At 75.2% G+C, this 22,393-nt stretch carries 19 protein-coding genes; 11 read left to right on the top strand and 8 right to left on the bottom strand.

Annotation, left to right across the window (positions count from 1 at the left end; translation table 11 throughout):
- Positions 1–44 precede the first annotated feature (44 nt).
- Positions 45–1,904 carry a glycosyltransferase family 87 protein gene (locus ABZ573_RS08905; protein WP_358117323.1) on the bottom strand — a complete coding sequence of 620 codons (1,860 nt, stop codon included), beginning with the start codon at positions 1,902–1,904 and terminating at the stop codon, positions 45–47.
- A gap of 118 nt (positions 1,905–2,022) precedes the next feature.
- Here ABZ573_RS08905 and ABZ573_RS08900 point away from each other — a divergent pair, with 118 nt between their 5' ends.
- Complete coding sequence (locus ABZ573_RS08900) at positions 2,023–3,321, top strand: PQQ-binding-like beta-propeller repeat protein (RefSeq protein ID WP_358116933.1); 1,299 nt, start codon at positions 2,023–2,025, stop codon at positions 3,319–3,321.
- Positions 3,318–4,604 carry a PQQ-binding-like beta-propeller repeat protein gene (locus tag ABZ573_RS08895; protein WP_327030890.1) on the top strand — a complete coding sequence of 429 codons (1,287 nt, stop codon included), beginning with the start codon at positions 3,318–3,320 and terminating at the stop codon, positions 4,602–4,604. The genes ABZ573_RS08900 and ABZ573_RS08895 overlap by 4 nt, the downstream gene beginning before the upstream one ends.
- Before the next feature lie 34 nt (positions 4,605–4,638).
- Here ABZ573_RS08895 and ABZ573_RS08890 read toward each other — a convergent pair whose 3' ends face one another.
- Entirely contained in the window at positions 4,639–5,934 is a 1,296-nt protein-coding gene (locus ABZ573_RS08890) for a peptidase C39 family protein (protein ID WP_151452464.1), read from the bottom strand.
- Positions 5,935–6,083: 149 nt separating this feature from the next.
- On the opposite strand from ABZ573_RS08890, the gene ABZ573_RS08885 reads away from it, so the two are divergent.
- The 4 genes from ABZ573_RS08885 (at position 6,084) to ABZ573_RS08870 (ending at position 8,970) form a co-directional block, all read left to right on the top strand.
- Positions 6,084–6,755, top strand: a complete 672-nt coding sequence (locus ABZ573_RS08885) for a response regulator transcription factor (protein ID WP_151452465.1) — start codon at positions 6,084–6,086, stop codon at positions 6,753–6,755.
- Positions 6,756–6,893: 138 nt separating this feature from the next.
- Positions 6,894–8,117, top strand: coding sequence for a HAMP domain-containing sensor histidine kinase (locus tag ABZ573_RS08880; RefSeq protein WP_358116929.1), 1,224 nt, complete (start codon positions 6,894–6,896; stop codon positions 8,115–8,117).
- A 167-nt stretch (positions 8,118–8,284) separates the two neighbouring features.
- Positions 8,285–8,587 carry a VOC family protein gene (locus ABZ573_RS08875; RefSeq protein ID WP_358116926.1) on the top strand — a complete coding sequence of 101 codons (303 nt, stop codon included), beginning with the start codon at positions 8,285–8,287 and terminating at the stop codon, positions 8,585–8,587.
- The gene (locus ABZ573_RS08870; protein WP_151452467.1) at positions 8,584–8,970 is read left to right on the top strand and encodes a VOC family protein; all 387 of its coding nucleotides are present in this window, start codon (positions 8,584–8,586) and stop codon (positions 8,968–8,970) included. Before ABZ573_RS08875 ends, ABZ573_RS08870 begins: the two co-directional genes overlap by 4 nt.
- A gap of 53 nt (positions 8,971–9,023) precedes the next feature.
- Here ABZ573_RS08870 and ABZ573_RS08865 read toward each other — a convergent pair whose 3' ends face one another.
- The 5 genes from ABZ573_RS08865 to ABZ573_RS08845 form a co-directional block, all read right to left on the bottom strand.
- Complete coding sequence (locus ABZ573_RS08865; RefSeq protein ID WP_358116923.1) at positions 9,024–9,917, bottom strand: hypothetical protein; 894 nt, start codon at positions 9,915–9,917, stop codon at positions 9,024–9,026.
- Positions 9,918–10,024: 107 nt separating this feature from the next.
- Complete coding sequence (locus ABZ573_RS08860) at positions 10,025–11,104, bottom strand: hypothetical protein (RefSeq protein ID WP_358116920.1); 1,080 nt, start codon at positions 11,102–11,104, stop codon at positions 10,025–10,027.
- Positions 11,105–11,263: 159 nt separating this feature from the next.
- The gene (locus ABZ573_RS08855) at positions 11,264–13,333 is read right to left on the bottom strand and encodes a 3-hydroxyacyl-CoA dehydrogenase NAD-binding domain-containing protein (RefSeq protein WP_151457455.1); all 2,070 of its coding nucleotides are present in this window, start codon (positions 13,331–13,333) and stop codon (positions 11,264–11,266) included.
- A complete protein-coding gene (locus tag ABZ573_RS08850; protein WP_358116917.1) occupies positions 13,330–14,526 on the bottom strand; it encodes a thiolase family protein in 1,197 nt (398 codons plus the stop codon). Before ABZ573_RS08850 ends, ABZ573_RS08855 begins: the two co-directional genes overlap by 4 nt.
- 155 nt (positions 14,527–14,681) lie before the next feature.
- Positions 14,682–16,010 carry a ribonuclease D gene (locus tag ABZ573_RS08845; RefSeq protein ID WP_151457453.1) on the bottom strand — a complete coding sequence of 443 codons (1,329 nt, stop codon included), beginning with the start codon at positions 16,008–16,010 and terminating at the stop codon, positions 14,682–14,684.
- Between the two features lie 209 nt (positions 16,011–16,219).
- On the opposite strand from ABZ573_RS08845, the gene ABZ573_RS08840 reads away from it, so the two are divergent.
- Together ABZ573_RS08840 and ABZ573_RS08835 are read left to right on the top strand one after the other, a co-directional pair.
- Positions 16,220–17,434 (top strand): trypsin-like peptidase domain-containing protein, encoded by a 1,215-nt coding sequence (locus tag ABZ573_RS08840; RefSeq protein ID WP_327031174.1) that lies wholly within the window; start codon positions 16,220–16,222, stop codon positions 17,432–17,434.
- A gap of 74 nt (positions 17,435–17,508) precedes the next feature.
- A complete protein-coding gene (locus ABZ573_RS08835; protein ID WP_327030897.1) occupies positions 17,509–18,348 on the top strand; it encodes a hypothetical protein in 840 nt (279 codons plus the stop codon).
- A gap of 17 nt (positions 18,349–18,365) precedes the next feature.
- Here the strand turns inward: ABZ573_RS08835 and ABZ573_RS08830 are convergent, their stop codons facing one another.
- Positions 18,366–18,938 (bottom strand): DUF3000 domain-containing protein, encoded by a 573-nt coding sequence (locus tag ABZ573_RS08830; protein ID WP_151457523.1) that lies wholly within the window; start codon positions 18,936–18,938, stop codon positions 18,366–18,368.
- A gap of 171 nt (positions 18,939–19,109) precedes the next feature.
- Between ABZ573_RS08830 and hemE the strand changes: the two genes are divergently transcribed.
- The 3 genes from hemE to hemQ are packed head-to-tail and all read left to right on the top strand — an operon-like array spanning position 19,110 to position 22,320.
- Complete coding sequence (gene hemE / locus ABZ573_RS08825; protein ID WP_327030898.1) at positions 19,110–20,207, top strand: uroporphyrinogen decarboxylase; 1,098 nt, start codon at positions 19,110–19,112, stop codon at positions 20,205–20,207.
- 5 nt (positions 20,208–20,212) lie between these two features.
- Positions 20,213–21,622: a protoporphyrinogen oxidase gene (hemG, locus tag ABZ573_RS08820; protein ID WP_358116912.1), complete on the top strand. Its 1,410-nt coding sequence runs from the start codon at positions 20,213–20,215 to the stop codon at positions 21,620–21,622.
- The gene (hemQ, locus tag ABZ573_RS08815) at positions 21,619–22,320 is read left to right on the top strand and encodes a hydrogen peroxide-dependent heme synthase (RefSeq protein WP_151457526.1); all 702 of its coding nucleotides are present in this window, start codon (positions 21,619–21,621) and stop codon (positions 22,318–22,320) included. The genes hemG and hemQ overlap by 4 nt, the downstream gene beginning before the upstream one ends.
- Positions 22,321–22,393: the final 73 nt, after the last annotated feature.

Here is a 22,393-nt window from a genome sequence, read left to right as displayed (position 1 = left end):
CCGCCGGTCGCCCGGCGGCCGGCTGAGCCTCGACGGTCGCCGGCTCACCCGACGAGCGGCCGGACGTCCCAGAGCCACACGTCGTCGACGCGCTGGGACGGGCCGATCAGCGCGGTCATCAGCTCGCGCAGGACCGCCTCCCGGGGATGCGCGCCGAGGACCACCACGGACGCCCGCCAGAAGCGCAGGTCCTCGACGGCCTGGCGGCGGTTCTCGTCGGTCAGCGAGGGGACGGCGTTCTTGTCCATGGTGGAGTAGATCAGGGTGCTGGTCGGACGGTTGGGCGCGCCGAAGACGCCCTCGCCCAGCTCGTTCGGCCCGATGAAGTAGCCGCCCGGGATCGGGAACGCGTGCTGCGTCAGCGCGCTCCAGCGCAGCGTGGGCAGGCCGTGCACGTTGCTCGGGATCGGCACCGGCACCAGGGTCCGGCCCTCCGGCACGTACGGGCGCCAGCCGCCGGCGGTGATGAAGTGCGGCGGCGGGTCGACGGGCTCTGCGGGCAGCGGACGCGGGAACAGCGGCAGCACGGCGAGCGCGACGGCCGCGTACCCGACCGGCCGGAGCCAGCGGCGGCGCGACCCGGCGGCGTCGGCACCGGCCGCGCGGTCGTCGCCGTCGGAGCCGGCGCGGGGGGCCGGCACCGGCGGGCGGCCGCTGCCGGCGACGGTGTCCCAGGCCAGGGCGAGCAGCACGCCGAGCGCCGCCGCCACGACCAGGGCCAGCCGGGTCGGCATCATCATCTCGACCAGCGGCAGGTCGTCGGAGACGTAGGCCCACGGGCCGTCCGTCTCCGTCTCCACCCCGTTGATCCGCACCTTCGGGCCGATCGAGGCCACCGTGAAGACCACCACCAGCACCGCGAGGATCCGGGCGGCGAGCGAGCGGCGGACCAGCAGCACCAGCGCCACCAGCGACAGCAGCACCAGCGGCCAGCCGAACCAGGTGTTCTGCTCGGTCAGGCCGATGGTCTTCTCCACCGCCTCGTCGCCGGCCACGGTGTCGCGGGCGAAGGTGACGAAGGCGGCCAGGTCCTCGCCCCAGTTGTGGAACACCCCGCCCTGCAACCCCCGGTAGGACTGCGGGCCGTTGAACTGGAACCAGATCGGGTAGGCCGTCAGCAGCAGCGCCAGAGCGCCGCCCACGCCGAGCGCGGCGGCGAAGGTGCCGGCCACCGCCCGCGTCCGCGCCGGCCGCATGATCGCGTACGCGACCACGACGACCAGGCACGCCAGCGCGGTGAGCAGCAGCATCTCCTCGTTGATGAAGATCTGGTACGCCACCAGCAGGCCGAGCACGATCCCGTTGCGCCGCCACCGGCCGGGCTCGCCGAGCCGGAGCACCCGCACCACGATCAGCGGCAGCAGGAAGTTCGAGACGAAGTTGGGCTGGCCGTTGGCGTGGTGCACGATGCCCGGCGCGAAACCCAGGAACGCGCCGCCGACGAAGGCCGCCGCGCGCGAGCGCACCAGGTGCCGCGACAGCATCCAGTACGACGTGCCGGCGGTCGCGGCCAGCGCGCCGCCCAGGTAGAGCGCGTACATGACCTGCGGGCCGAGGAGCATGGTCAGCGGCGCCAGTGGCAGCGTCACCCCGAGCAGCGAGGTGTTCGCCATCATGTTCACCCCGTCCGGGGCGTTCTGCCGCTCGGTGAACAGCGGGTTCTCCAGGTGCCGCACCGAGTACGCGCCGTGCGAGAAGAGCCACTCGAACCAACTGTGGTCGGTGGGCAGGTGCGACGACACCCGGTTCTGCACGTCGACCCAGTAGTTCAGGCACACGAAAACGCCGAGCAGGACATAGGCTCCGATGGCCAGTACGTCGGCGCGGGAGGGCCTGCGCCGGGGCCGGCGCGTCGGCTCGGCCGCGACGGGCTCGGAGACGGAGTTCAGCGAGGGGTCTACCACCGGCACAGCCACGACGCGCCATCGTACAGGCGCTCCGGCGTCGCTTTTGCCGGGCCGGTGCCCCCACGGCCGATTTGCCGGTCCGCCGGAGGCCACGGTGTGACGGGGAGGACGCCACGTGACGGTCATCGACCTGGGCGAGCGACGGGACGTCGACGGGGCCGCCGGGCCCGGTCCGGGCCGGTTCCTCCGCCGCTGGGCCCCGGCCCTGGTCGCCCTGCTCTGCCTGGTGACGTCTGCGGCCGCCGCGCCGTGGCCCGCGCAACCGCCGGGCGTCACGGTCCCGGCCGGCCCGGACGCGAATCTCCTGTTCGTCGAGGGGGTCCTGCTGGTGGCGGAGCCGTCGGGCCCCGGCACGGTGGCCGACGGGGATCCGGTGTCGCGGCTGGCCGCCCACCGGCTGCCCTCCGGCCGTCCCCTGTGGCGGGTGCCGTTGCCCGCGCCGGGGCGGGTGTTCCACGCCGTCCGGGCCGGCGACCTGCTGGCGGTCGGCCTGGCCGGGGACCGGACGGCGTCCGAGGTGGTCGGGCTCTCCCTCGCCGACGGCGGGGTGCGCTGGCGGGGCGCGGGACAGTTGCACGGCGCCACCTCGGCCGGGCACCTGCTGCTGTCGGGCTTCGCCGGATCGAGCGCGTCCGTGCTGCGCTCGGTGGACCCCGCCACCGGTGCCGTCCGGTGGTCGCAGCCGCTGGCATTCGAGGACGCGCACCTGTCGCGGCGGGACCAGCGGATCAGCCTGCTGACGGTGCTCGCCGGCGGGCGGCTGGAGCTGCGCGACCCCGACACGGGCGCGGCGCGTGCCGCGACCACCGTGCCCGACCGCTCCCGCGTGCTGACGGTCACGGAGGAGTTGGTGCTGCTCACCGACGCCAGCGGCGTCCTCAGCGGCTACGAGATTCCCGGCCTGCGCCGGCGGTGGAGCGTGCCCCGCGGCCCGGCCGACCAGCCGGACGTCTACGACTGCGGCGCCCTGATCTGTGTCGACGACGGCTCGCCCGCCACCCGGCTGCTCGATCCCGCCACCGGCGCCCTGCGGTGGCGGAGCGAGAACGCGGCGCTGGGGCCGGTCGCCGTCGAGGGCCGGCTGCTGGCCGTCCGGCGCGCCTCCGGTGGCGCCGCGGAGCACGTGCTGCTCGACGCGGCGACCGGCCGGCCGGTGCGGCAACTGGGCCGCTGGCGGGCCGGCGCCCCGTGGCTCTCGGCCGACGCGACGACCGTGCACCGCCGGCAGCGCGACGGGCGGTACCTGGTCGGCCGGATCGACGAGCGCGGGGAGGGCGTGCGGGTGCTGGCGGCACTGCGCGGCGTGGTGGGGGAGTGCGGCGCTCGCGAGTCGTTCGTCGCCTGCCGGCGCGAGGACGGTGGGTTGGGCGTGTGGGAACTGCCCGGCGACCGCGACCGGAAGGGGCGGGCGTGACGCTCATCGACCTCGGCGAGGTGCGTGACGAGCCGGGCCGCGAGGCGCCGCCGCCCCGCCCGCCGCGCGCCGTCGGCCGCCCGTTGCGGGTCGCGCTGGCGCTCGCGTTCCTCGTGGCCACCGTGGCGGCGGCCGCCCCGGTACCGGCCCGGGTCGGGCTCGTCGTGCCGGCCCGCCTCGGGTCGGAGGCGTTCCTGCACGGTGACCGGCTCTACGTCGTCGAGCCGGCCGAGGGGGAGCCCGAGGGGACCGTCGAGGTGCGCGCGTACGCCCTGCCCGAGCGGGCGCCGGCGGACGACGCCCCACCCACCCCGGTGTGGCGCTCCCGGGTCGCGGCGGCGGGCCGGTTCTGGCAGGTCCAGACCGGGCCGGGGATGGTGCTCTTCTCCGTCACCGGGGACCAGGACGACGGGCAGACGATCGCCCTGGACGCCGCGACCGGCCGCGGGCTCTGGCGGCAGCCCGGCTACCCCTGGTGGGACCCGGCCGGCATCCTGCTGATGCAGACCGGCGGGGAGGAGGGCGGCGCCGTGCGGTCGGTGGATCCGGCCTCCGGGCAGGCCCTGTGGTCGGTGCCGACGACGCGCGAGGGCGCGACGTACAGTCTCCGCGACGGGCGGGTCGAGCGGATCGTCCGGGTCCCCGCCGAGGGGCGGGTCGAGGTGCGCGACCCCCGCTCCGGCGCACTGGTGCACGCGGCGGACCTGGGCCTCGACGAGGCCTCCGGGCACGTGGTGGTGGCGTACGACCTGCTGCTGGTCGTCCGGCCGGCCGCGGGCGTGGTGACCGCCTACGGGCTGGACGGGCTGCGGCGGCGGTGGAAGGCGCGCGTCCCCATGGTGGAGCACGTCACCGAGTGCGGCGAGCTGTTGTGCGTGCCCGGGGGAAACAGGTTCGTCGCGCTCGACCCGGCGACCGGCGCGCTCCGGTGGGTCGGCGGGCGGTGGTTCGGGGTGCTGTCGGCACAGGGCGGCCGGCTCCTGGCGGTCGCGCCCGGGCCCCTCGGCGACCGGCTGGGCGTGCTCGACGCGGCCACCGGTCGGGAAGTGGCCGACCTGGGCACCTGGCAGCTGATGACCTGGCACGCCGACGAACGGCTCCTGGCCGTGCGGCCGGCCGCCGCCGGTGGCGGGGTGGTGGTCGCCGAGCTGGACGTCGCCGAGGGCCGGGCCCGGGTGCTGGACGTGCTCCGCGGCGCGACCGGGGACTGCCGCAGCCGGGCCGAGACGGTGGTGTGCCGGCTGCAGACCGGCGAGCTCGGCGTCTGGCGCTATCCCGGTTGAGCCGCCGCGTCCGGTGCCGCGGACGCCGCCGGGGTCACCAGTTGGGCTGCTCCGGCGCCGGGGGGAGCGGCACGCCGGGCGGCCGGAGCACGTACGCCACCCCGCCGCTGCCACCCTGCCAGGCGGCCTCGAACCGGTCCCGGTCGACGGTCCGGCGCACCGCGTCGTCGTCCGGGGCGTACGGGTCGTTGAGCACCGGCGCGCCCGTGGCGGTGAAGCCCACCAGCACCATCAGGTGCCCGGCGGTGTCGTAGTCCAACCCGGGCACCTCGCCCGACTTGAACGCGGCGGAGACGATCAGCGGGATGCCGGTGGCCACGAACGCCTCCGCCTCGGCCAGCGACCGCAGCCGGGTGACGAAGGCGTCCACCCCGTGCAGGCCCGCGTACGCGGTGTTGAACGGCCAGTTCCCGGCCCCGGCGAAGGCGTGGTCGTAGCAGTGTCGCGCGGCGTGCACCACCACCGGGCGAGGGCCGGCCGGAGCCACCCAGGCGTACCGGGTCGGGGCCGGGGCGGCGCCCCAGAAGGCCAGCACCATCGAGGTGCAGGTGGGGCTGCACCAGGCATCCCCGCCGCCACCCCACTGCGGGTGGGCGCCGGCGTGCAGCCGCTGCGAGTAGCGCGGCACGTCCAGCACCGTGCCCCAGGCGGCCGGGACCGTCGCGGCGGACCCACTCGCAGGGGCCGGACCCGGGGCGCGGAACTCGGGCCCGGTGACCGGGGCGGGCCCGGCCGCCACCGGCGGGGAGCCCGCTGCGGTGGGCCGGGACGCCCCGGCCGCAGCCGTCGGGCGCGGGCCCGCGGCGACCGCCCCGACCGCGCGCAGCACCGGGGTCGCGTCGGCGTCCTCGGGCCGGAGCAGGGTCACCCGGACCTGCCAGCCGGTGACGGTCGCACCCGTCACCACCAGCGTGTCCGTGTCCACCCGGGCGTCGGCGTCGCGCTGCCCGGGCACGGACGTCCGGCGGATCGCGTGGTCGTCGGCCGCCCAGTCGGCGAGGACGTACCACCCGGTGGCCGGCGCGTCGTCGTGCCAGCCCCGCAGCTCCACCCGCAGCCAGCAGTCGCCGGGGGTGTCCCCGGTCCACGAGGGCACCACGTCGCGCACGGCGAAGCCGACCGGCACGGGCGGGGACGTCCAGCTGCCGGCCGCGTACCGGCGGGTGCGGCCGTCGGCGTCGGTGTGGTCGAGCCGGTCGGCCGGGTCGGCCAGTTCGAGGCCCCGTCCGCCCGCGCGCAGCCCGGACAGGCTGCCCAGCCCGGCGTCGCCGGGAAGGCGGAAGCCCCGGTAGGTGACGTCCCGTCGGATCGTCGGCGCCGCGTCGGTCATGCGTCTTCCCATCCGTCGTGAAGGTTGCCGCCAAGAGCATTGCGTACGACGAAGGTTTTCTGCAACGGGGTCGGACCGGGACGGCGGGTGCGGCCCGGTTTGGCTGCCGGCACTAGGTTGTGGGTGGTCAGGGGCGCGAGGAGGCCGGAATGCGGGTACTGGTGGTCGAGGACGAGCGCAACCTCGCCGACGCGATCGCGCGGGGGCTGCGCAAGCGGGGGATGGCGGTGGACGTCGCCTACGACGGCGACAGCGGCCACGAGATGGCGTTCGTCACCCGGTACGACGTGGTGGTGCTCGACCGGGACCTGCCCGGCGTGCACGGTGACCAGATCTGCGCCGAGCTGGCCGCCTCCGGCACGCTCACCCGGGTGCTGATGCTGACCGCCAGCGGCACCGTCGCCGACCGGGTGGAGGGGCTGCAGCTCGGCGCGGACGACTACCTGCCGAAGCCGTTCGCCTTCGACGAGCTGGTCGCCCGGGTGCAGGCGCTCGGCCGCCGGGCCACCCCGGCCGCGCCGCCGGTGCTCGAACTCGCCGATCTGGTCCTCGACCCGGCCCGCCGGGTGGCCACCCGGGGCGGCCAGCCGGTCGACCTGACCAACAAGGAGTTCGGCGTGCTCTGCGAGCTGCTCAAGGCGCGCGGCGCGGTGGTCTCCAGCGAGGAGTTGCTGGAACGGGTCTGGGACGCCAACACCGATCCGTTCACCACGATCGTCCGGGTCACCGTGATGACCCTGCGCAAGAAGCTCGGCGACCCGCCGCTGATCGAGACGGTGGTCGGTGCGGGCTACCGCACGGCGGAGACGGTGGGGCTGTGAGCGTGAGGAGTGAGCCGGTTTTGCGAGCCCCGCAGTCGCGAACGAAGGTGGGGCTGTGAGCGTGAGGAGTGAGCCGGTTTTGCGAGCCCCGCAGTCGCGAACGAAGGTGGGGCTGTGAGCGCGAGGAGTGAGCCGGTTTTGCGAGCCCCGCAGTCGCGAACGAACGCTGGTGCCGCGACCCGGCGGGCCCGGCTGCGGCCCACGCTGCGGCTGCGGCTGACCCTGCTCAACGGGGTGCTGCTGGTCGGCGCGGGCGCGATCCTGGTGCTGCTGGCCTGGCTGCTGGTCCGCGACGCGCTGCGCCCGACCGACGAGCTGCTGCCCGGCACCGTGGTGGTGCTGGCGGACGGCCGGTCGCTGGACGCCGCGCAGTGGCAGCGCCAACTGCTCGACGCCGCCAGCGCGGAGCTGCTGGTCAAGGGCCTGGTGGCGCTGCTGGCGATCAGCGTCGTCGCGGTGGCCGGCGCGTACGCGGTCGCCGGCCGGGCGCTGCGCCCGCTGCACCAGGTCACCGCCACCGCCCGCCGGCTGGGCGAGACCACCCTGGACCAGCGGATCGGCTATTCGGGCGCCGACGACGAGGTGGCCGAGCTGGCGGAGACCTTCGACGAGATGCTGGACCGCATCGCCGCCGCGTTCGAGGCGCAGAAGCGCTTCGTGGCCAACGCCTCGCACGAGCTGCGGACCCCCCTCGCGGTGATGCGTACCGAGATCGACGTGACGCTCAGCGACGACGAGGCGGACGCCGCCGAGTACCGCCGGATGGCCACCGTGGTCCGGGACGCCTCCGAGCGGGCCAACGGGCTGGTCGACGCCCTGCTGGTGCTCGCCCGCAGCGAGGCCCAGGCGGGCCGCCGGCTGGGCCGCCGCACCGAGTGCGACCTCGCCGCCGGCACCGCCAACGCCCTGTCGGCGGTACGCCGGGAGGTCGAGCGGATCAAGCTGCGGGTGCAGACCTCGCTGGAGTCCGCGCCGGTCGTCGGCGATCCCGGGCTGCTGGACCGGCTGGCCGGCAACCTGATCGAGAACGCGATCCGCTACAACCACCTGCACGGCCGGGTCTGGGTGCGTACCGGGTCGGACGGGTGCCGGTCGTGGCTGGTGGTGGGCAACACCGGTTTCGAGGTGGACCAGGCCGACGTGCCCGGCCTGTTCGAGCCGTTCCGGCGCGGCGGCCGGGAGCGTACCGGCGCGCGCGGCTCGGGCCTCGGGCTCTCCATCGTGCGGGCGGTCTGCGACGCGCACGGCGGCACCGTGAAGGTGGTCGCCCAGACCGGTGGCGGGCTGGAGGTCACGGTGACGCTGCCGGCGGCGGAGGCGGCCCCGGCGGTCACCGCCCAGGAGCCGGCCGCCCGGCGGTGACGGGCCACCCCGGGGTTGCGGGGAGTACGGGCCCGATGGAAGGATCACGGCGTCAGCTCGAGGACCGGAGGGGGGTGCGTCGATGTTCACCGTCATGATCTCCGCGCCCCGTCTCGCCGGCTGACCCTCACGCACGCGGGGCGCCTCATCCCCAGCGGAGGAACTCCGTGTATCCACGGATCCACAACACCAGTTTCGACTGTCACGACACCTACGCCCGCTCCGGCTCCTGGCCGGCGGTTACCGGGTACGTCCGGCACGGCGACGACGCCCCCGGTGGTCCGGAGGCGGCGCTGCCGGCCACCCCGCACGTCTTCTTCCCACCGGTCCCCGAGGCCGGGACGGTGAAGAACCGGGCGCGCGTCCGTCTCGAACCGGCCGTTCGGACCCGGGCGCGGGAGGCCGAGCGGGTGCTCGGCGCCGGCGCGACGGAGCGGGCGGGTACGACCATCGAGGAGGAACACCCGTGAGCGCACGGATCCACAACGTCTGCATCGACTGCCGCGACACGTACGCGCTGTCCGGCTTCTGGGCGCAGGTCTTCGACTGCCCCCGCCAGCCGGACGACTTCCCCGGCGACCCGGAGGCCATGCTGCTGCCCCCGGGAGGACCGGAGGTGCTCTTCGTTGCGGTGCCGGACGGCAAGGAGGTGAAGAACCGCCTCCACCTCGACCTGGAGCCCACGGACCGGACCCGGGACGAGGAGGTCGCGCGCCTGGTGGGCATCGGCGCCACCCAGGTCGCCGACCAGCGCCGCCCCGACGGTTCGGGCTGGGTGGTGCTCGCCGACCCGGAGGGCAACGAGTTCTGCGTGCTGCGCAGCGCCGCCGAGCGGGCCGCCACGGCGGGCTGAGGCGAAAGGGGCCCGTCCACCGTCGTGGGCGGGCCCCCGCGCTGCCGTACGGGTCAGGACTTCTGCTCGACCTGTCCCCGGATGGTGGCGAACTCGGCGTGGGCCTGCTGGCCCGTCTTGAAGTAGATGATGACCATGCCGACGCTGCCCTTGTCGCTCCACACGCAGACGCCGAGCGGCACGTCCTGCGCCTTGGCGTCGCCGCACTTGGCCTCGCCGCCGAGCGGTCCCGGATCCACGGTCTTCATCTCGCCCAGCCGCACGTCGCTGGTGCGCGCGCCCCTGATGGTGTCCTCGAGCGTCTTGGCCGGGTCCGGGTTCAAGCCGGACGCGGCGGCGATCATCACGAGGTTCCTGCCGGTGAGGGTGCCGTAGAACTCGCCGACGGTGCTGCTGGCGCCGGGGATCGTCTTGTTGAGTTCCGCCTCGAGTTCCCGGGCGCCGGCCTGGAGGGTCGGGTCCGTCGCCCTGGGCCGCCCGGCGAGGGTCGCCGGCGCGACGACCCGGGTCCGGGTGGCGTCGACGGTCTCCTTGACGTCGTCCTTGACGGCGAAGGCGACGATCGCCGCGCCGCCCAGGCAGAGCACCAGCACCACGGCGAGCGAGATCAGCACGATCTTGCCGGCGTTCGACTTCCGCGGCGCCGGCGGGCCGCCGTACGCCCCCGACCCGCCCCCGTACGGCGGTGGCCCGTACCCGCCGGCCTGCGCGGGCGGTGGCCCGTACCCGCCGGCCTGCGGTCCGTACCCGCCGGCGTGGGGCTGTGGTCCGTACCCGCCAACCTGCGGCGGTGGTCCGTACCCGGCGGGCTGTGCCGGTGGCGGTCCGTACCCGGCGGGCTGTGCCGGTGGCGGTCCGTACCCGCCGGGCTGTGCCGGCGGGTACGAGCCGTACGGGCCGCCCCCGCCGTCCGGCGGCGGGTAGGAGTTGGCGGGTGGGTAGGACATCGGTCAGCTCCGGGTCTGCGCGAGGGAGATGGTGGTCCGTGCGGCCCCGGCCACGCCCGACGTGCCGCGTCGGTCGTGAACGGCGGCGCGCACCGGGCGGGTGCTGGTCAGTACTTCTGCTCGATCTGACTGCGGAAGGCGACGAACTCCGCCGCCGTGGCTGCCGAGGAGGAGAAGAACATCACGATGAGCCCGACGCTGCCGTGGTCGGCCCACGCGCAGACGCCCAGCGGCACGCCGGCGGACTCGCCGTCGCCGCACTTGGCCAGGCCGCCGAGCGGTCCGGGGGCGATGGTGGTCAACCGCTTGACGGCCAGGTCCTTCGAGATGCCCTTGACCGCGTCGTCGAGCTCCCGTTCCGGGTTGAGCACGAAGGTGCTGGCGGCGATCACCATGACCATGTCCCGCTTGTCGGCGCTGCCGTAGAAGGCGCCGGCGACGCCGGTCTCGCCGCGCACCGAGGACTGCAGCTCGCGGACCATGTCGTCGGCGGCCTTCCGCAGGGTCGGCTCGGTGCTCTTCGGGCGGCCCCCGAGGGTCTCCGGCGTGACGACCCTGATCTGCGGGGCGTCGCTGGACTCCGGCGACGGGGCGGCTTCGGACGAGGTGTCGGCGCTCGGCGTGGCGCTCGGCGCCGCAGCGGTGGGGGACGCGGTCGGCGTGGGCCTGGGGTCGGCGCCCTGATCGCCCTCGTAGGCGAGGTAGGCGATGCCACCTCCGCCGAGGCAGAGCACCAGCAGCCCGACGATGCCGAGGGACAGCACCAGCTGGTGGGGCCTCGCCGGCCGGCCCGCGCCGGGAGGGGGCGGCGGGTAGCCGGCGTACGGGCTGGCCGGGAACCCGCCCTGCGGCGTCACGGGATAGCCGCCGTACGGCTGGGTGGGGTGCGGCTGGGCCGACGTGGGCCCGGGGTGCGGCTGTGCCGAGGTGGGCCCCGGGTACGGCTGGGCGGACGTGGGCCCGGGATACGGCTGGGCGGACGTGGGCCCGGGGTACGGCTGGGCCTGCGGGGGGTGGGGGTGCGGCGTGGTGGGCCAGCCGCCACCCGCCGGCGGCTGCCCGTGCGGCGGGGAGGCCCAACCATCGGCGGGCGGTGCCGGGTAGCCGTCCGGTCGCGGCGGATGGAAGTCGTAGTGGGCGTCGTGCTCCGGCTGCCCGGACCAGGGATCGACCGGCGGTGAGGACATGATCAGCTCCAGGCGAGGGTGCGAACGGGTGATCGTAGCCAGCCACGGCACGGTACCGCTGTCCCGACCCCGACCGTATCGGCCGCAACGACGAACGCGGTGGCCACCTCCATCCAAGCTGGACGGGGCAACCACCGCGAACGCGGGGGGCGGTGTGGATCAGGCGGGCAGGCTGGCCACCCCGTGCGGCAGGAACCGCTGGCCGGTGACCCGCTCCGAGGTGCCGGTCCGGTCCAGGTACGGCGTGATGCCGCCCAGGTGGAACGGCCAACCCGCGCCGAGGATCATGCACAGGTCGATGTCCTGCGCCTCGGCGACGACGCCCTCGTCGAGCATGAGCCGGATCTCCTGCGCCAGCGCGTCGAGCGCGTTCTGGCGCACCTGCTCGGCGGTGAGCGGCTGGTCGCCCACCACGAGCAGCTTGGCCACCTCGTCGTTGACCTGGTCGTCGACGACGATCGGCTGACCGGAGTCGGCGATCCGCTTGAGGTTCTCGCTCACGTCGAAGCGGTCCGGGAACGCGGCGTGCAGGGTGCCGCCCACGTGGTACGCGACGGCCGGCCCGACGAGCTGGAGCAGGGCGAGCGGGCGCATCGGCAGGCCCAGCGGGTCCAGCGCGCTGTTGGCCACGTCCAGCGGGGTGCCCGCGTCCACGGCGGCGAAGACGGTGCCGAGGAAGCGGGTGAGCAGCCGGTTGACCACGAACGCCGGGGCGTCGGAGACCAGCACGGAGGACTTCTTCAGCTGCTTGCCGACCGCGAACGCGGTGGCGAGCGTGGCGTCGTCGGTGCGCTCGCCCCGGACGATCTCCAGCAGCGGCAGCACCGCGACCGGGTTGAAGAAGTGGAAGCCGACCACCCGCTCGGGGTGCTCCAGTTCCTCGGCCATCGCCGTGATCGACAGGCTGGAGGTGTTGGTGGCCAGCACCGCCTCCGGCTTGACGATCTTCTCCAGCTCGGCCCAGACCTGCTTCTTGACGGCGAGATCCTCGAAGACCGCCTCGATGACGAAGTCGGCGTCGGCGAAGACGCCCTTGTCGACGGAGCCGCTGACCAGGCCGTACAGCTTGGCGGCCGTGCCCTTGTCCATCCGGCCCTTGCTGACGGCCTTCTCGATCTGGGTGTGCACGTAGCCGACGCCCTTGTCGACGCGGCCCTGGTCCAGGTCGGTCATGACGACCGGCACCTGGAGGCGACGGGCGAAGAGCAGGGCGAGCTGGCTGGCCATCAGGCCGGCGCCCACGATGCCGACCTTGGTGACCGGGCGGGCCAGGCCCTTGTCCGGCGCGCCGGCCGGCCGCTTGGCCCGCCGCTGCGCCAGGTCGAACGCGTAGAGGCCGCTGCGCAGCTCCTCGGAGAAGACCAGGTCCGCGAGGGCCTCGTCCTCGGCGGCGGTGCCGGTGGCGAAGTCGGCGTCCTTCGCCGTCTCCAGCAGGTCCAGCGCCTTGTACGCGGCCGGGACCGCGCCGTGCAGCCGCTGGTCGAGGGTCTGCCGGGCGAAGTAGAGCACGCCCGCCCACATGTCCTTGTCGACCTCGGGCCGGGTCACGGTGACCTCGCCCCGGACGACGCCGGCGGCCCACTCCAGGGACCGCTCCAGGAAGTCCGCCGGCTCCAGCAGCACGTCCGCGATGCCCATCTCGGCGGCCTGCTTCGGCTTGAGCATCTTGTTCTGCATCAGCGGGTTCTGGATGATCACCTGGGTCGCCGCCGGGATGCCGATCAGGTTCGGCAGCAGCTGCGTGCCGCCCCAACCGGGGACCAGGCCGAGGAAGACCTCGGGCAGCGCCAGTGCCGCCACCCCACCGGAGAGCGTCCGGTAGTGGCAGTGCAGCGCCAGCTCCAGGCCGCCGCCCATCGCCGCGCCGTTGACGAAGGCGAAGGTCGGGACCTCGCTGTCCTTGAGCCGGGCGAAGACCCGGTGGCCGAGCCGCCCGATCTCCAGCGCCTGCTCGCGGTCGGCGAGCTGCGGGAGGCTGGTGATGTCCGCGCCCACGCAGAAGACGTACGGCTTGCCGGTGACCGCCACGAACGCCGGGTTCGCGGCCAGGGCGGCGGTGATCGCCTCGTCCAGGCTGGTCAGGCCGCCCGGGCCGAAGCTGTTGGGCTTGGTGTGGTCGAAGCCGTTGTCCAGGGTGATCAGGGCGGCCGGCCGGTCCAGCCCCGGTACGTTCACCTGGCGCAGCAGCGCCCGGGTGACGACCTCGTTCGGTGCGGCGAGCGCGCTCACTTGTCTCCACCCTCCCAGTGCGGGTTCTCCCAGATGACCGTGCCGCCCATGCCGATGCCGATGCACATGGCGGTGACGCCGTAGCGGACCTCGGGGTGCTCGGCGAACTGCCGGGCGAGCTGGGTCATCAGCCGCACGCCCGAGGAGGCGAGCGGGTGGCCGATGGCGATCGCGCCGCCCCACGGGTTGACCCGCGGGTCGTCGTCGGCGATGCCGAAGTGGTCGAGGAAGGCGAGCACCTGCACGGCGAACGCCTCGTTCAGCTCGAACAGGCCGATGTCGTCGATGGTCAGGCCGGCGAGGCGCAGCGCCTTCTCGGTCGACGGGATCGGGCCGACGCCCATCACCTCGGGCTCGACGCCGACGAAGCCGAACGACACCAGCCGCATGGCGACCGGCAGGCCCAGCTCGCGGGCGACGTCCTCGGAGGCGAGCAGGCTGGCGGTGGCGCCGTCGTTCAGGCCGGCCGCGTTGCCGGCGGTGACCTTGCCGTGCGGGCGGAACGGGGTCTTCAGGGTGGCGAGCTTCTCCAGCGAGGTGTCGCGGGGGGCCTCGTCGACCGTGGCCATGCCCCAGGCGTTCTCCTCGTCGCGGACCGCCACGGACACCAGGTCGTCCTGGAGCTTGCCGTTGGCGTACGCCTTGGCGGTCTTCTGCTGCGAGGCGAGCGCGAAGGCGTCGGTGCGCGCCTTGGTGATGTGCGGGACCCGGTCGTGCAGGTTCTCCGCGGTCGCGCCCATGACCAGCGCGGACGGGTCGACGAGCTTCTCGGCGACGATCCGCGGGTTGGGGTCGACGCCCTCGCCCATCGGGTGGCGGCCCATGTGCTCGACGCCGCCGGCGATCGCGACGTCGTACGCGCCCATGGCGATGCCGCTGGCGACGGTGGTCACCGCGGTCATGGCGCCGGCGCACATCCGGTCGATCGCGAAGCCGGGGACGGTCTTGGGCAGGCCCGCCAGCAGGGCGACGGTCCGGCCGATGGTCAGGCCCTGGTCGCCGATCTGGGTGGTGGCGGCGATCGCGACCTCCTCGACCCGCTCCGGCGGCAGCTGCGGGTTACGGCGCAGCAGTTCGCGGATGCAGCGGATCACCAGGTCGTCGGCGCGGGTGTTGGCGTACATGCCACCCGCCTTGCCGAACGGGGTACGGACGCCGTCGACGAAGACGACATCCCGAACTTCACGGGGCACTTGAGCCTCCTCTTCGACCTGATCCGGCCTCCGTGCCGGCAGGCGGCACTACGGACCGGACGAAGGTCGCCGGCACGGGCGTGTTCCTCCGGATGCTACTCGCCAGTAACCAACACTGGCACCCGCCCCCGTGTGGCCCACCCCACACCGCCGGTTCAAGGCGCGGGGGGCGGATCGGTGAGGGCCTCCGTGAGGGCGGGAAGGAGCAGGGCGATCTGCCACTCGCGGGCGTTGAAGCCCCGGAGGGTCTCCGCGACGGCCGCCTCCGTGACCTCCTCCGGAGGCACCCACGCCAGCCGACGGATCGAGTCGGGAGCGATGAGGTTCTCCGGCGGCAGCTGGTGCGCGCCGGCGATCCGGACCACCACCTCCCGGCAGCGGGCCAGCCGGGCCGCCGCCACCGGGTCCCGTTCCGCCCAGCGGTGCGGCGGCGGGGGACCCTCGACCGTCGGGGCGACCGGCAGCGCGTCCTCGGGCAGCTGCCGCGCGTCGTCGAGCGCGGCGAGCCAGGTGCGCGCCAGCCGGCGCACCGAGCGGCCACCGAAGCCGGGCAGGGTCAGCAGGGTCTTCTCGTCCCTCGGATCCAGCTCCGCCGCCGCGACGATGGCCGAGTCCGGCAGCACCCGCCCCGGGGCGGCGTCCCGCCGCGCGGCGATCTGGTCCCGCGCGTACCAGAGGGAACGGACGCGGGCCTGGGCCCGCGCGCCGCGCACCCGGTGGATGCCGGACGTGCGGCGCCACGGCTCGGCCCGCACCTTCGGCGGCCGGGCGCCGGTGCGCACCAGCGCGGCGAACTCCTCCGCCGCCCACGCGGACTTGCCCTGCCGGGCCAGCTCCTCGTCGAGCGCGTCGCGCAGGTCGACCAGCATCTCCACGTCGAGCGCGGCGTAGGTCAGCCAGGACTCCGGCAGCGGGCGGCTCGACCAGTCGGCCGCCGAGTGGTGCTTCTCCAGGCTGTAGCCGAGCAGCTGCTCGGTCAGCGCGGCCAGGCCGACCCGCTCGAATCCGGCCAGCCGGGCGGCCAGTTCGGTGTCGAACAGCCGGCGGGGCCGCAGCCCCAGCTCGGCCAGGCAGTGCAGGTCCTGGCTGGCGGCGTGCAGCACCCACTCGGCCTCGCCGATCACCGTGTCGAGGGCGCTCAGGTCGGGCAGCGGCAGCGGGTCGATCAGCGCCGTGCCGGAACCGGCCCGGCGCAGCTGCACCAGGTAGGCCCGCTGGCTGTAGCGGTAGCCGGAGGCGCGTTCGGCGTCGAGGGCGACGGGGCCGGTGCCTGCGGCGAAGCGGGCCACGACGTCGTCCAGCTCGCCGGGCGTGGCCGCCGGCTGGGGTGTGCCCTCGCGCGGGGCGGTCAGCGGAACGGGCCCGTCGGCGGTCTGTTCGGTCCCCGCGGCCTCCGGCTCCGGTCGGGCCGACGGCGGGTGGTGCGCATCGTTTCCCGTACGGCTTTCGGCGGGCCGACGGCGCAGGGGTGGTTCGTCGGTCACCTGACAACCCTAGTGCGCGACGCGACGCGGTGGGTGAAGCCGGTCCGGTGTGTGTTGCCGGGCGACCGCCGGATGCCCTTCCGGAGGCCGGACATAGGGGAAGACAAAGCCCGTTGACGCAGGTACGGTCCATCGGGCCGTTGCGCGGGTACGGCATCATCAGGGTCCCGCGTGCGGAGCGGGGCGTCTACGGGGAGGGCAAGGCGATCATGACTGGCTACGGGTCGGCGGACAAGGGCCCGGCGGGACCGGGTGACGGCGGGTTCCCGCCGGGGACGGCCCGCCCCGGGCCACTGCCACCCCGGATCGAGCCGGTCGGCTCCGCATACCTGCCGCCGGGCGCCCCCGGGCAGCCCCCGGCCCCCCGCCCCGCCTGGTCGCCGCCGGCGCAGCCGGGCCAGTGGGGCACCGCCCCGGCCAACGCGCCCGCCCCGGCCGCCGCGCCCGCCGCCGCAGGCTGGGGACACGGCGGCGCGCCGTCCACCGCCCCGGGCCCGTCGACGCCCCCCGGGGTCCCCCCGGGGCCCGGCTGGCCCCCCGCGTCCGGGTCGACGCCGCCGGGTGTCCCCGGTCAGCCGCCCGCCCACGGCCACCCCCAGGGCCCCGGGCCGGGCCAGCCGTACCCCGTCGGGCCGGCGCCGGCGACGAAGGGGCGCGGGCTCACCGTCACCGCGCTCGTGCTCGCCGGCCTGCTGGCCGTGGTGACGGGCGTGCAGGCGTACCAGATCAACCGGCTCTCGAACCGGCTGGGCGACACCGACAGCCGGGTGGCGGCGGCGCAGGCGGCCGACGGCACCCGGTTCGACGGCCTGGAGTCCCGGGCGGGGGCGCTGGAGAAGCAGGCCGGCGCCGCGTTCAACCCGGAGGCCGTGGCCAGCGCCGTGCTGCCCAGCGTGTTCCGGGTCCGGGCCGGCAACTCCACCGGCACCGCGTTCGCGATCGGCAAGCCGGCCGCGGGCGGGGGCACCAACCTGTTCACCAACTACCACGTGGTGGACGCGCTCTGGCAGACCGGCGAGCGGGAGGTCTTCCTGGAGCGCACCAACCAGCGCTTCCCGGCGACCATCGTGCGCGTCGACGAGACCAACGACGTCGCCCACCTGCGGACCAACGGCAAGTTCACCGGCCTGGTCGCGGCGTCCGCCGCGGTGAAGTCCGGGCAGCAGATCGTGGTCGTCGGCGCGCCGCTCGGCCTGGAGGACAGCGTCACCACCGGCGTGGTGAGCGCCTTCCGCGAGGCCGGCGGCGGCGAGGGCCCGGTCATCCAGTTCGACGCCCCGATCAACCCCGGCAACTCGGGCGGCCCGGTCATCAACGGCAGCAAGCAGGTCGTCGGCATCGCCACCGCCAAGGCCCGCAACGCCGAGGGGATCGGTCTCGCCGTACCGATCAAGGTCGCCTGCGACGGTTTCAAGATCTGCTGACCCCGTCAGCGCCCAACCACCCCCTCGGCCCGGCGGCTCCAACGCCGGACCAGCACACGTGGAGGAAGAACGACATGTCCCAGCCACCGACCGGGCCGGAGGGCTACCCGCCGTACCCGCCGGCCGCGCCCGGTCAGCCGCCGTCGGGCGGCGCCCCGCACGGCACCACCTACGGCAGCCCGCGCCCGTACACGCCCGAACAGCAGGACGCCGGCCAGCAGTACGCCCCGGCGCCGCAGCAGTACAACCCGGCCCCGCCCGCCGGCTACCCGCAGTCCGCGCCGCCGGCCGGACCCTCCGGCTACCCCCAGTCGGCGCCGCCGGCGTCGCCCGGCTTCGGCCCCGGCAGCGCGTCGCCCCACGCCGGGCAGGCCTCCGGCGGGCCGGCCTTCGGGCAGCCGATGTCGGTCCCCCCGGCCTCCGGGCCGGCGTACGGGCAGCCGTTGTCCGCCCCGCCCGGCTCCGCCCCGCCCTTCGGCGCCCCCGCGCCCGGCGGCCCCCGCAAGAGTCACAAGGTGCTCGTCCTGGCGGTCGTGGCCGGGCTGCTCTTCGTCCTCGGCGGGGTGATGACCGGCCTGTTCGTGTCGACCACCAACGAGCTGGACCGGACCGAGAAGAAGATGGCCAGCGAGGTCAGCCAGCGCGACGGCACCATCACGGCGAACGGCAAGGAGATCGAGAAGCTCAAGACCGACCTCCAGGCGGTCCGGGACAAGCTCGGCGACACCGAGCAGGACCTCACCGGCACCCGCAACGACCGGGACGAGCAGGCCCGGCAGAAGAAGGTCATCGCCAACTGCCTCGACAAGCTCACCACCGCGCTCGCCGCGGCGGCGAACGGCAACAAGCCGGCCTACGACAAGGCCATCCAGGGCATGGACAAGGTCTGCAACGAGGCCGAGAAGTATCTGTGAGGTGACCCGTCGCGGGGTCAGGCCGCGCCGGCGGGGCGACGCTCCGGCAGCGCGGTCACCCCGGGCGGGGGAAGCCCGGCGGTCGAGGCCAGCAGCGCGCACCAGGCCAGCAGGTGCGGGGCGAGGTCGTCGTCGACCGGCGTCCAGGAGGCGCGGATCTCGATGTCGCCGGCGGCGGGCGGCCCGGCCAGGTCACCGAAGCGCGTCGACATGGTCTGGGTGATGGTGCCGCCGATCGCCCGGTGCTCCGCGTCCTGCGCCTCCAGGGCGTCGGTCAGCCAGGTCCAGCCCACCCCCGGCAGCAGCGGATCGGCGGCCAGGTCGACCTCCAGCTCCGCCGTCACGTAGGTGACCAGCCGCAGGGTGCCCTGCCACGCCTCGTGACCGGCCGGGTCGTGCAGCAGGATGAGCCGCCCGGAGGCCACCTCCTCGCCGTCGCGCAGGACGGTGGCGGAGAGCGCGAAGGTGTACGGGGCGAGCCGCTGCGGCGCGCCGACCTCCTCCAGCACGATCTCCGATCGGGGCGCCGCGGACCGCAGCCCGGTGACCGCGCGGGCGAAGGTCTCCGGGAGCGCGATCGGGGGGGCCATGCCGGCAGCCTATGCCGCCGGCCGCCCGCCCGCCCGAGAGGCGCGCCGACGCCGTCTGACGCCGGGGCCGCCGCCACCGCCCGGCCGGTCCCGCCGCCGGCGGGCTGACCGGGGTCACAAAAGGCGGCGCTGCCCGCTGCCGGTCGCGTCCCCCGTGGCACGATGGCCGCGATGAGCACCACGACGACGGGCGCCGACGCCCGAGACGAAGACCCCCGCCCCGGCGGACCGGCCGACTCGCCCTTCGTCCGGGCCTGCCGGCGTCAGTCCGGCCCGCACACCCCCGTCTGGTTCATGCGCCAGGCCGGCCGGTCGCTGCCGGAGTACCGCGCGATCAGGGCCAACGTGGCGATGCTGGAGTCCTGCCGCCGCCCCGACCTGGTCACCGAGATCACCCTCCAGCCGGTACGCCGGCACGGTGTGGACGCCGCGATCCTGTTCAGCGACATCGTGGTGCCGGTCGCCGCCGCCGGGGTGGACCTGGACATCGTGCCGGGCACCGGCCCGGTGGTCGCCGAGCCCGTGCGCACCCTGACCGACGTGGAGCGGATCCGGCCGATCACCCGCGACGACGTGTCGTACGTGGACGAGGCGGTCCGGATGCTCGTCGCCGAGCTGGGCGACACCCCGCTGATCGGCTTCGCCGGCGCGCCGTTCACCCTGGCCAGCTACCTGGTCGAGGGCGGCCCGTCGCGGACCCACGCGAAGACCAAGGCGATGATGTACGGCCAGCCGGAGCTGTGGCACGCGCTCTGTGGCCGGCTGGCCGAGGTGACGCTGGAGTTCCTGCGGGTGCAGGTGGCCGCCGGGGTGTCCGCGGTGCAGCTCTTCGACTCGTGGGCCGGCGCGCTGTCGGAGGCCGACTACCGCCGCTTCGTGCTGCCGCACTCGGCGGGCGTGCTGGCCGGGCTGGCCGACGCGGGCGTGCCCCGGATCCACTTCGGGGTGGGCACCGGGGAGCTGCTCGGCGCGATGGGCGAGGCCGGCGCCGACGTGGTGGGCGTCGACTGGCGTACGCCGCTGGACGCGGCGACCCGGCGGATCGGGCCGGAGCGGGCGGTGCAGGGCAACCTCGACCCGTGCGTGCTGTTCGCGCCGTGGCCGGTGGTCGAGGCCGAGGTGCGGCGGATCCTGGAGCAGGGCCGGGCCGCCCCCGGGCACGTGTTCAACCTGGGGCACGGGGTGCTGCCGGAGACCGACCCCGACGTGCTGACCCGGGTGGTCGCCCTGGTGCACGAGCTGTCCGCCGAGTCGGGCGACCGGGGCTGAGCCGCATGCGGGCGCCGTGGCGGGTGGCGGTGGTCGGTGGCGGGATCGCCGGGCTGGCCGCCGCGGTCCGGTTGCGCGACCGCGCTCCCGCCGGCACCGAGATCACGGTGTACGAGCAGTCCGGCGCGCTCGGCGGCAAGCTGCGCACCGGGGAGCTGGCCGGCTCACCGGTGGAATTCGGCGCCGAGTCGTTCCTGATGCGCGACCCGGCCGGGGGCGAGTCCGCCGCCGTGGCCCTGGTCCGCCGGCTCGGCCTGGGCGAGCGGATCGTGCACCCCACCGTCGGGCAGGCCGCGCTCGTCGTCGACGGGGGGCTGCGCCCGATCCCGGGCGGCACGCTGGTCGGCGTACCCGGGGACCTGGAGCGGGTGGCCACGGTCGCGCGGCCGGCGGCGGACGCCGACGTCGACGCCGGCCGCCCGCTGCTCGGCGCGGACGAGGACGTCTCCGTCGGCGCGCTGGTGCGGGCCCGGTTCGGCGACGAGGTGGTCGACCGGCTGGTCGACCCGATGCTCGGCGGCGTCTACGCCGGCCGGGCCGACGACCTCTCCCTGACCACCACCATGCCCGCGCTGGCCCGGTCCGCCCGGGTGGAGCACACCCTGGTGGGCGCGGTGCGCGCCGCACAGGCCGCGGCCCCCCGCGCGCCGGGGGCGCCGGTCTTCGGCACCCTGGCCGGCGGGCTCAGCACGCTGGTCGAGGCCGCCGCGGCGGCCAGCGGGGCGACGATCCGGCGGGGCGCGGCGGTACGCGAGCTGACCCCGGCCGGGGCCGGGTGGCGGCTGACCGTCGGCCCCACCCGCGAGGCGGAGTCGGTCGACGTCGACGCCGTGGTGCTGGCCGTGCCGGCCCGCCCGGCGGCCCGGCTGCTCGGCGGCCCGGCCCCGCGGGTGGCCGAGGGCGTCGGCGGGCTGGACTACGCCAGCGTCGCGCTGGTCACCCTGGCGCTGCCCGAGCCGGAGCTGCCGGAGCTGTCCGGCTTCCTGGTACCGGGCATCGAGGGCCTGCTGATCAAGGCGTCGACCTTCTTCACCACGAAGTGGGGCCACCTGCGCCGCACCGACGGGCTGGCGCTCGTCCGCGCCTCCGTGGGCCGCTACGGCGAGGAACGGCAGGTGCAGCGCACCGACGAGGACCTGGCCGCCACCGTGCACCGGGAACTGTCGGCGGTGCTCGGCGTGCCGCTGCCCGCACCGGTCGCCGGCCACGTGCAGCGCTGGGGCGGGTCGCTGCCGCAGTACACCCCGGGACACGCCGACCGGGTGGCCGCCGCGCGGGCGGCCCTGCGGGCGAGCCACCCGACCCTGGTCCTGGCCGGCGCCGGGTACGACGGGGTGGGCATCCCGATCTGCGTCCGCTCCGGCGAGACGGCGGCCGAGGAGATCATCACAGCACTGGGAGGACCGGGGACATGACCGAGCAGACCAACGCGGCCCGGCTGCGGGAGCTCAACGACAGCATCCGCTACACGATGTGGTCGGTGTACCGGGCCACCAGCCCGCTGCCGTCGCTGCGCGACAACGTCACCGGCGAGGTCGAGGCGCTCTTCGCGGAGCTGGCCGGCAAGGACGTGGTCGTTCGCGGCACGTACGACGTCTCGGGGCTGCGTGCCGACGCCGACCTGATGATCTGGTGGCACTCCGCCTCCAGCGACGACCTCCAGGACGCGTACCTGCGGTTCCGCCGCACCACGCTGGGCCGGGCGCTCACGCCGGTCTGGTCGCAGATGGCGCTGCACCGCCCGGCGGAGTTCAACAAGAGCCACATCCCGGCGTTCCTGGCCGGTGAGGAGGCGCGCTCCTACGTCTGCGTCTACCCGTTCGTCCGCTCCTACGAGTGGTACCTGCTGCCGGACGCCGAGCGGCGCGAGCTGCTCGCCGAGCACGGCAAGATGGCCCGCGGCTACCCGGACGTGCGGGCCAACACGGTCGCCTCGTTCGCGCTCGGCGACTACGAGTGGATGCTCGCGTTCGAGGCCGACGAGCTGCACCGGATCGTCGACCTGATGCGCGACCTGCGGGCCTCCGGCGCCCGGCGGCACGTCCGGGAGGAGATCCCGTTCTACACCGGTCGTCGCCGCTCGGTCGCCGACATCGTCAACTGCCTGGTCTGACGCACGCCTGCCCGCCGCACCGCCGCACCGCCGCGCCGCCGCTCGGGTGGGCGGCGGGGCGGGCGTCCGGCGG

Origin of the sequence: Micromonospora sp. NPDC007220 (assembly GCF_040634035.1) — a bacterium.
Lineage (GTDB): Bacteria > Actinomycetota > Actinomycetes > Mycobacteriales > Micromonosporaceae > Micromonospora > Micromonospora reichwaldensis.
The sequence above is the reverse complement of the archived record's forward strand: the minus strand, read 5'-3'. Positions and strand labels throughout refer to the sequence as shown.

Bases quoted from the DNA above. Each gene is read 5' to 3' on its own strand.
- hemE (WP_327030898.1), top strand. From the start codon at position 19,110: ATGAGCACCACGACGACGGGCGCCGACGCCCGAGACGAAGACCCCCGC.
- ABZ573_RS08840 (WP_327031174.1), top strand. From the start codon at position 16,220: ATGACTGGCTACGGGTCGGCGGACAAGGGCCCGGCGGGACCGGGTGAC.
- hemG (WP_358116912.1), top strand. From the start codon at position 20,213: ATGCGGGCGCCGTGGCGGGTGGCGGTGGTCGGTGGCGGGATCGCCGGG.
- ABZ573_RS08865 (WP_358116923.1), bottom strand. From the start codon at position 9,917: ATGTCCTACCCACCCGCCAACTCCTACCCGCCGCCGGACGGCGGGGGC.
- ABZ573_RS08835 (WP_327030897.1), top strand. From the start codon at position 17,509: ATGTCCCAGCCACCGACCGGGCCGGAGGGCTACCCGCCGTACCCGCCG.
- hemQ (WP_151457526.1), top strand. From the start codon at position 21,619: ATGACCGAGCAGACCAACGCGGCCCGGCTGCGGGAGCTCAACGACAGC.
- ABZ573_RS08860 (WP_358116920.1), bottom strand. From the start codon at position 11,104: ATGTCCTCACCGCCGGTCGATCCCTGGTCCGGGCAGCCGGAGCACGAC.
- ABZ573_RS08885 (WP_151452465.1), top strand. From the start codon at position 6,084: ATGCGGGTACTGGTGGTCGAGGACGAGCGCAACCTCGCCGACGCGATC.
- ABZ573_RS08830 (WP_151457523.1), bottom strand. From the start codon at position 18,938: ATGGCCCCCCCGATCGCGCTCCCGGAGACCTTCGCCCGCGCGGTCACC.
- ABZ573_RS08890 (WP_151452464.1), bottom strand. From the start codon at position 5,934: ATGACCGACGCGGCGCCGACGATCCGACGGGACGTCACCTACCGGGGC.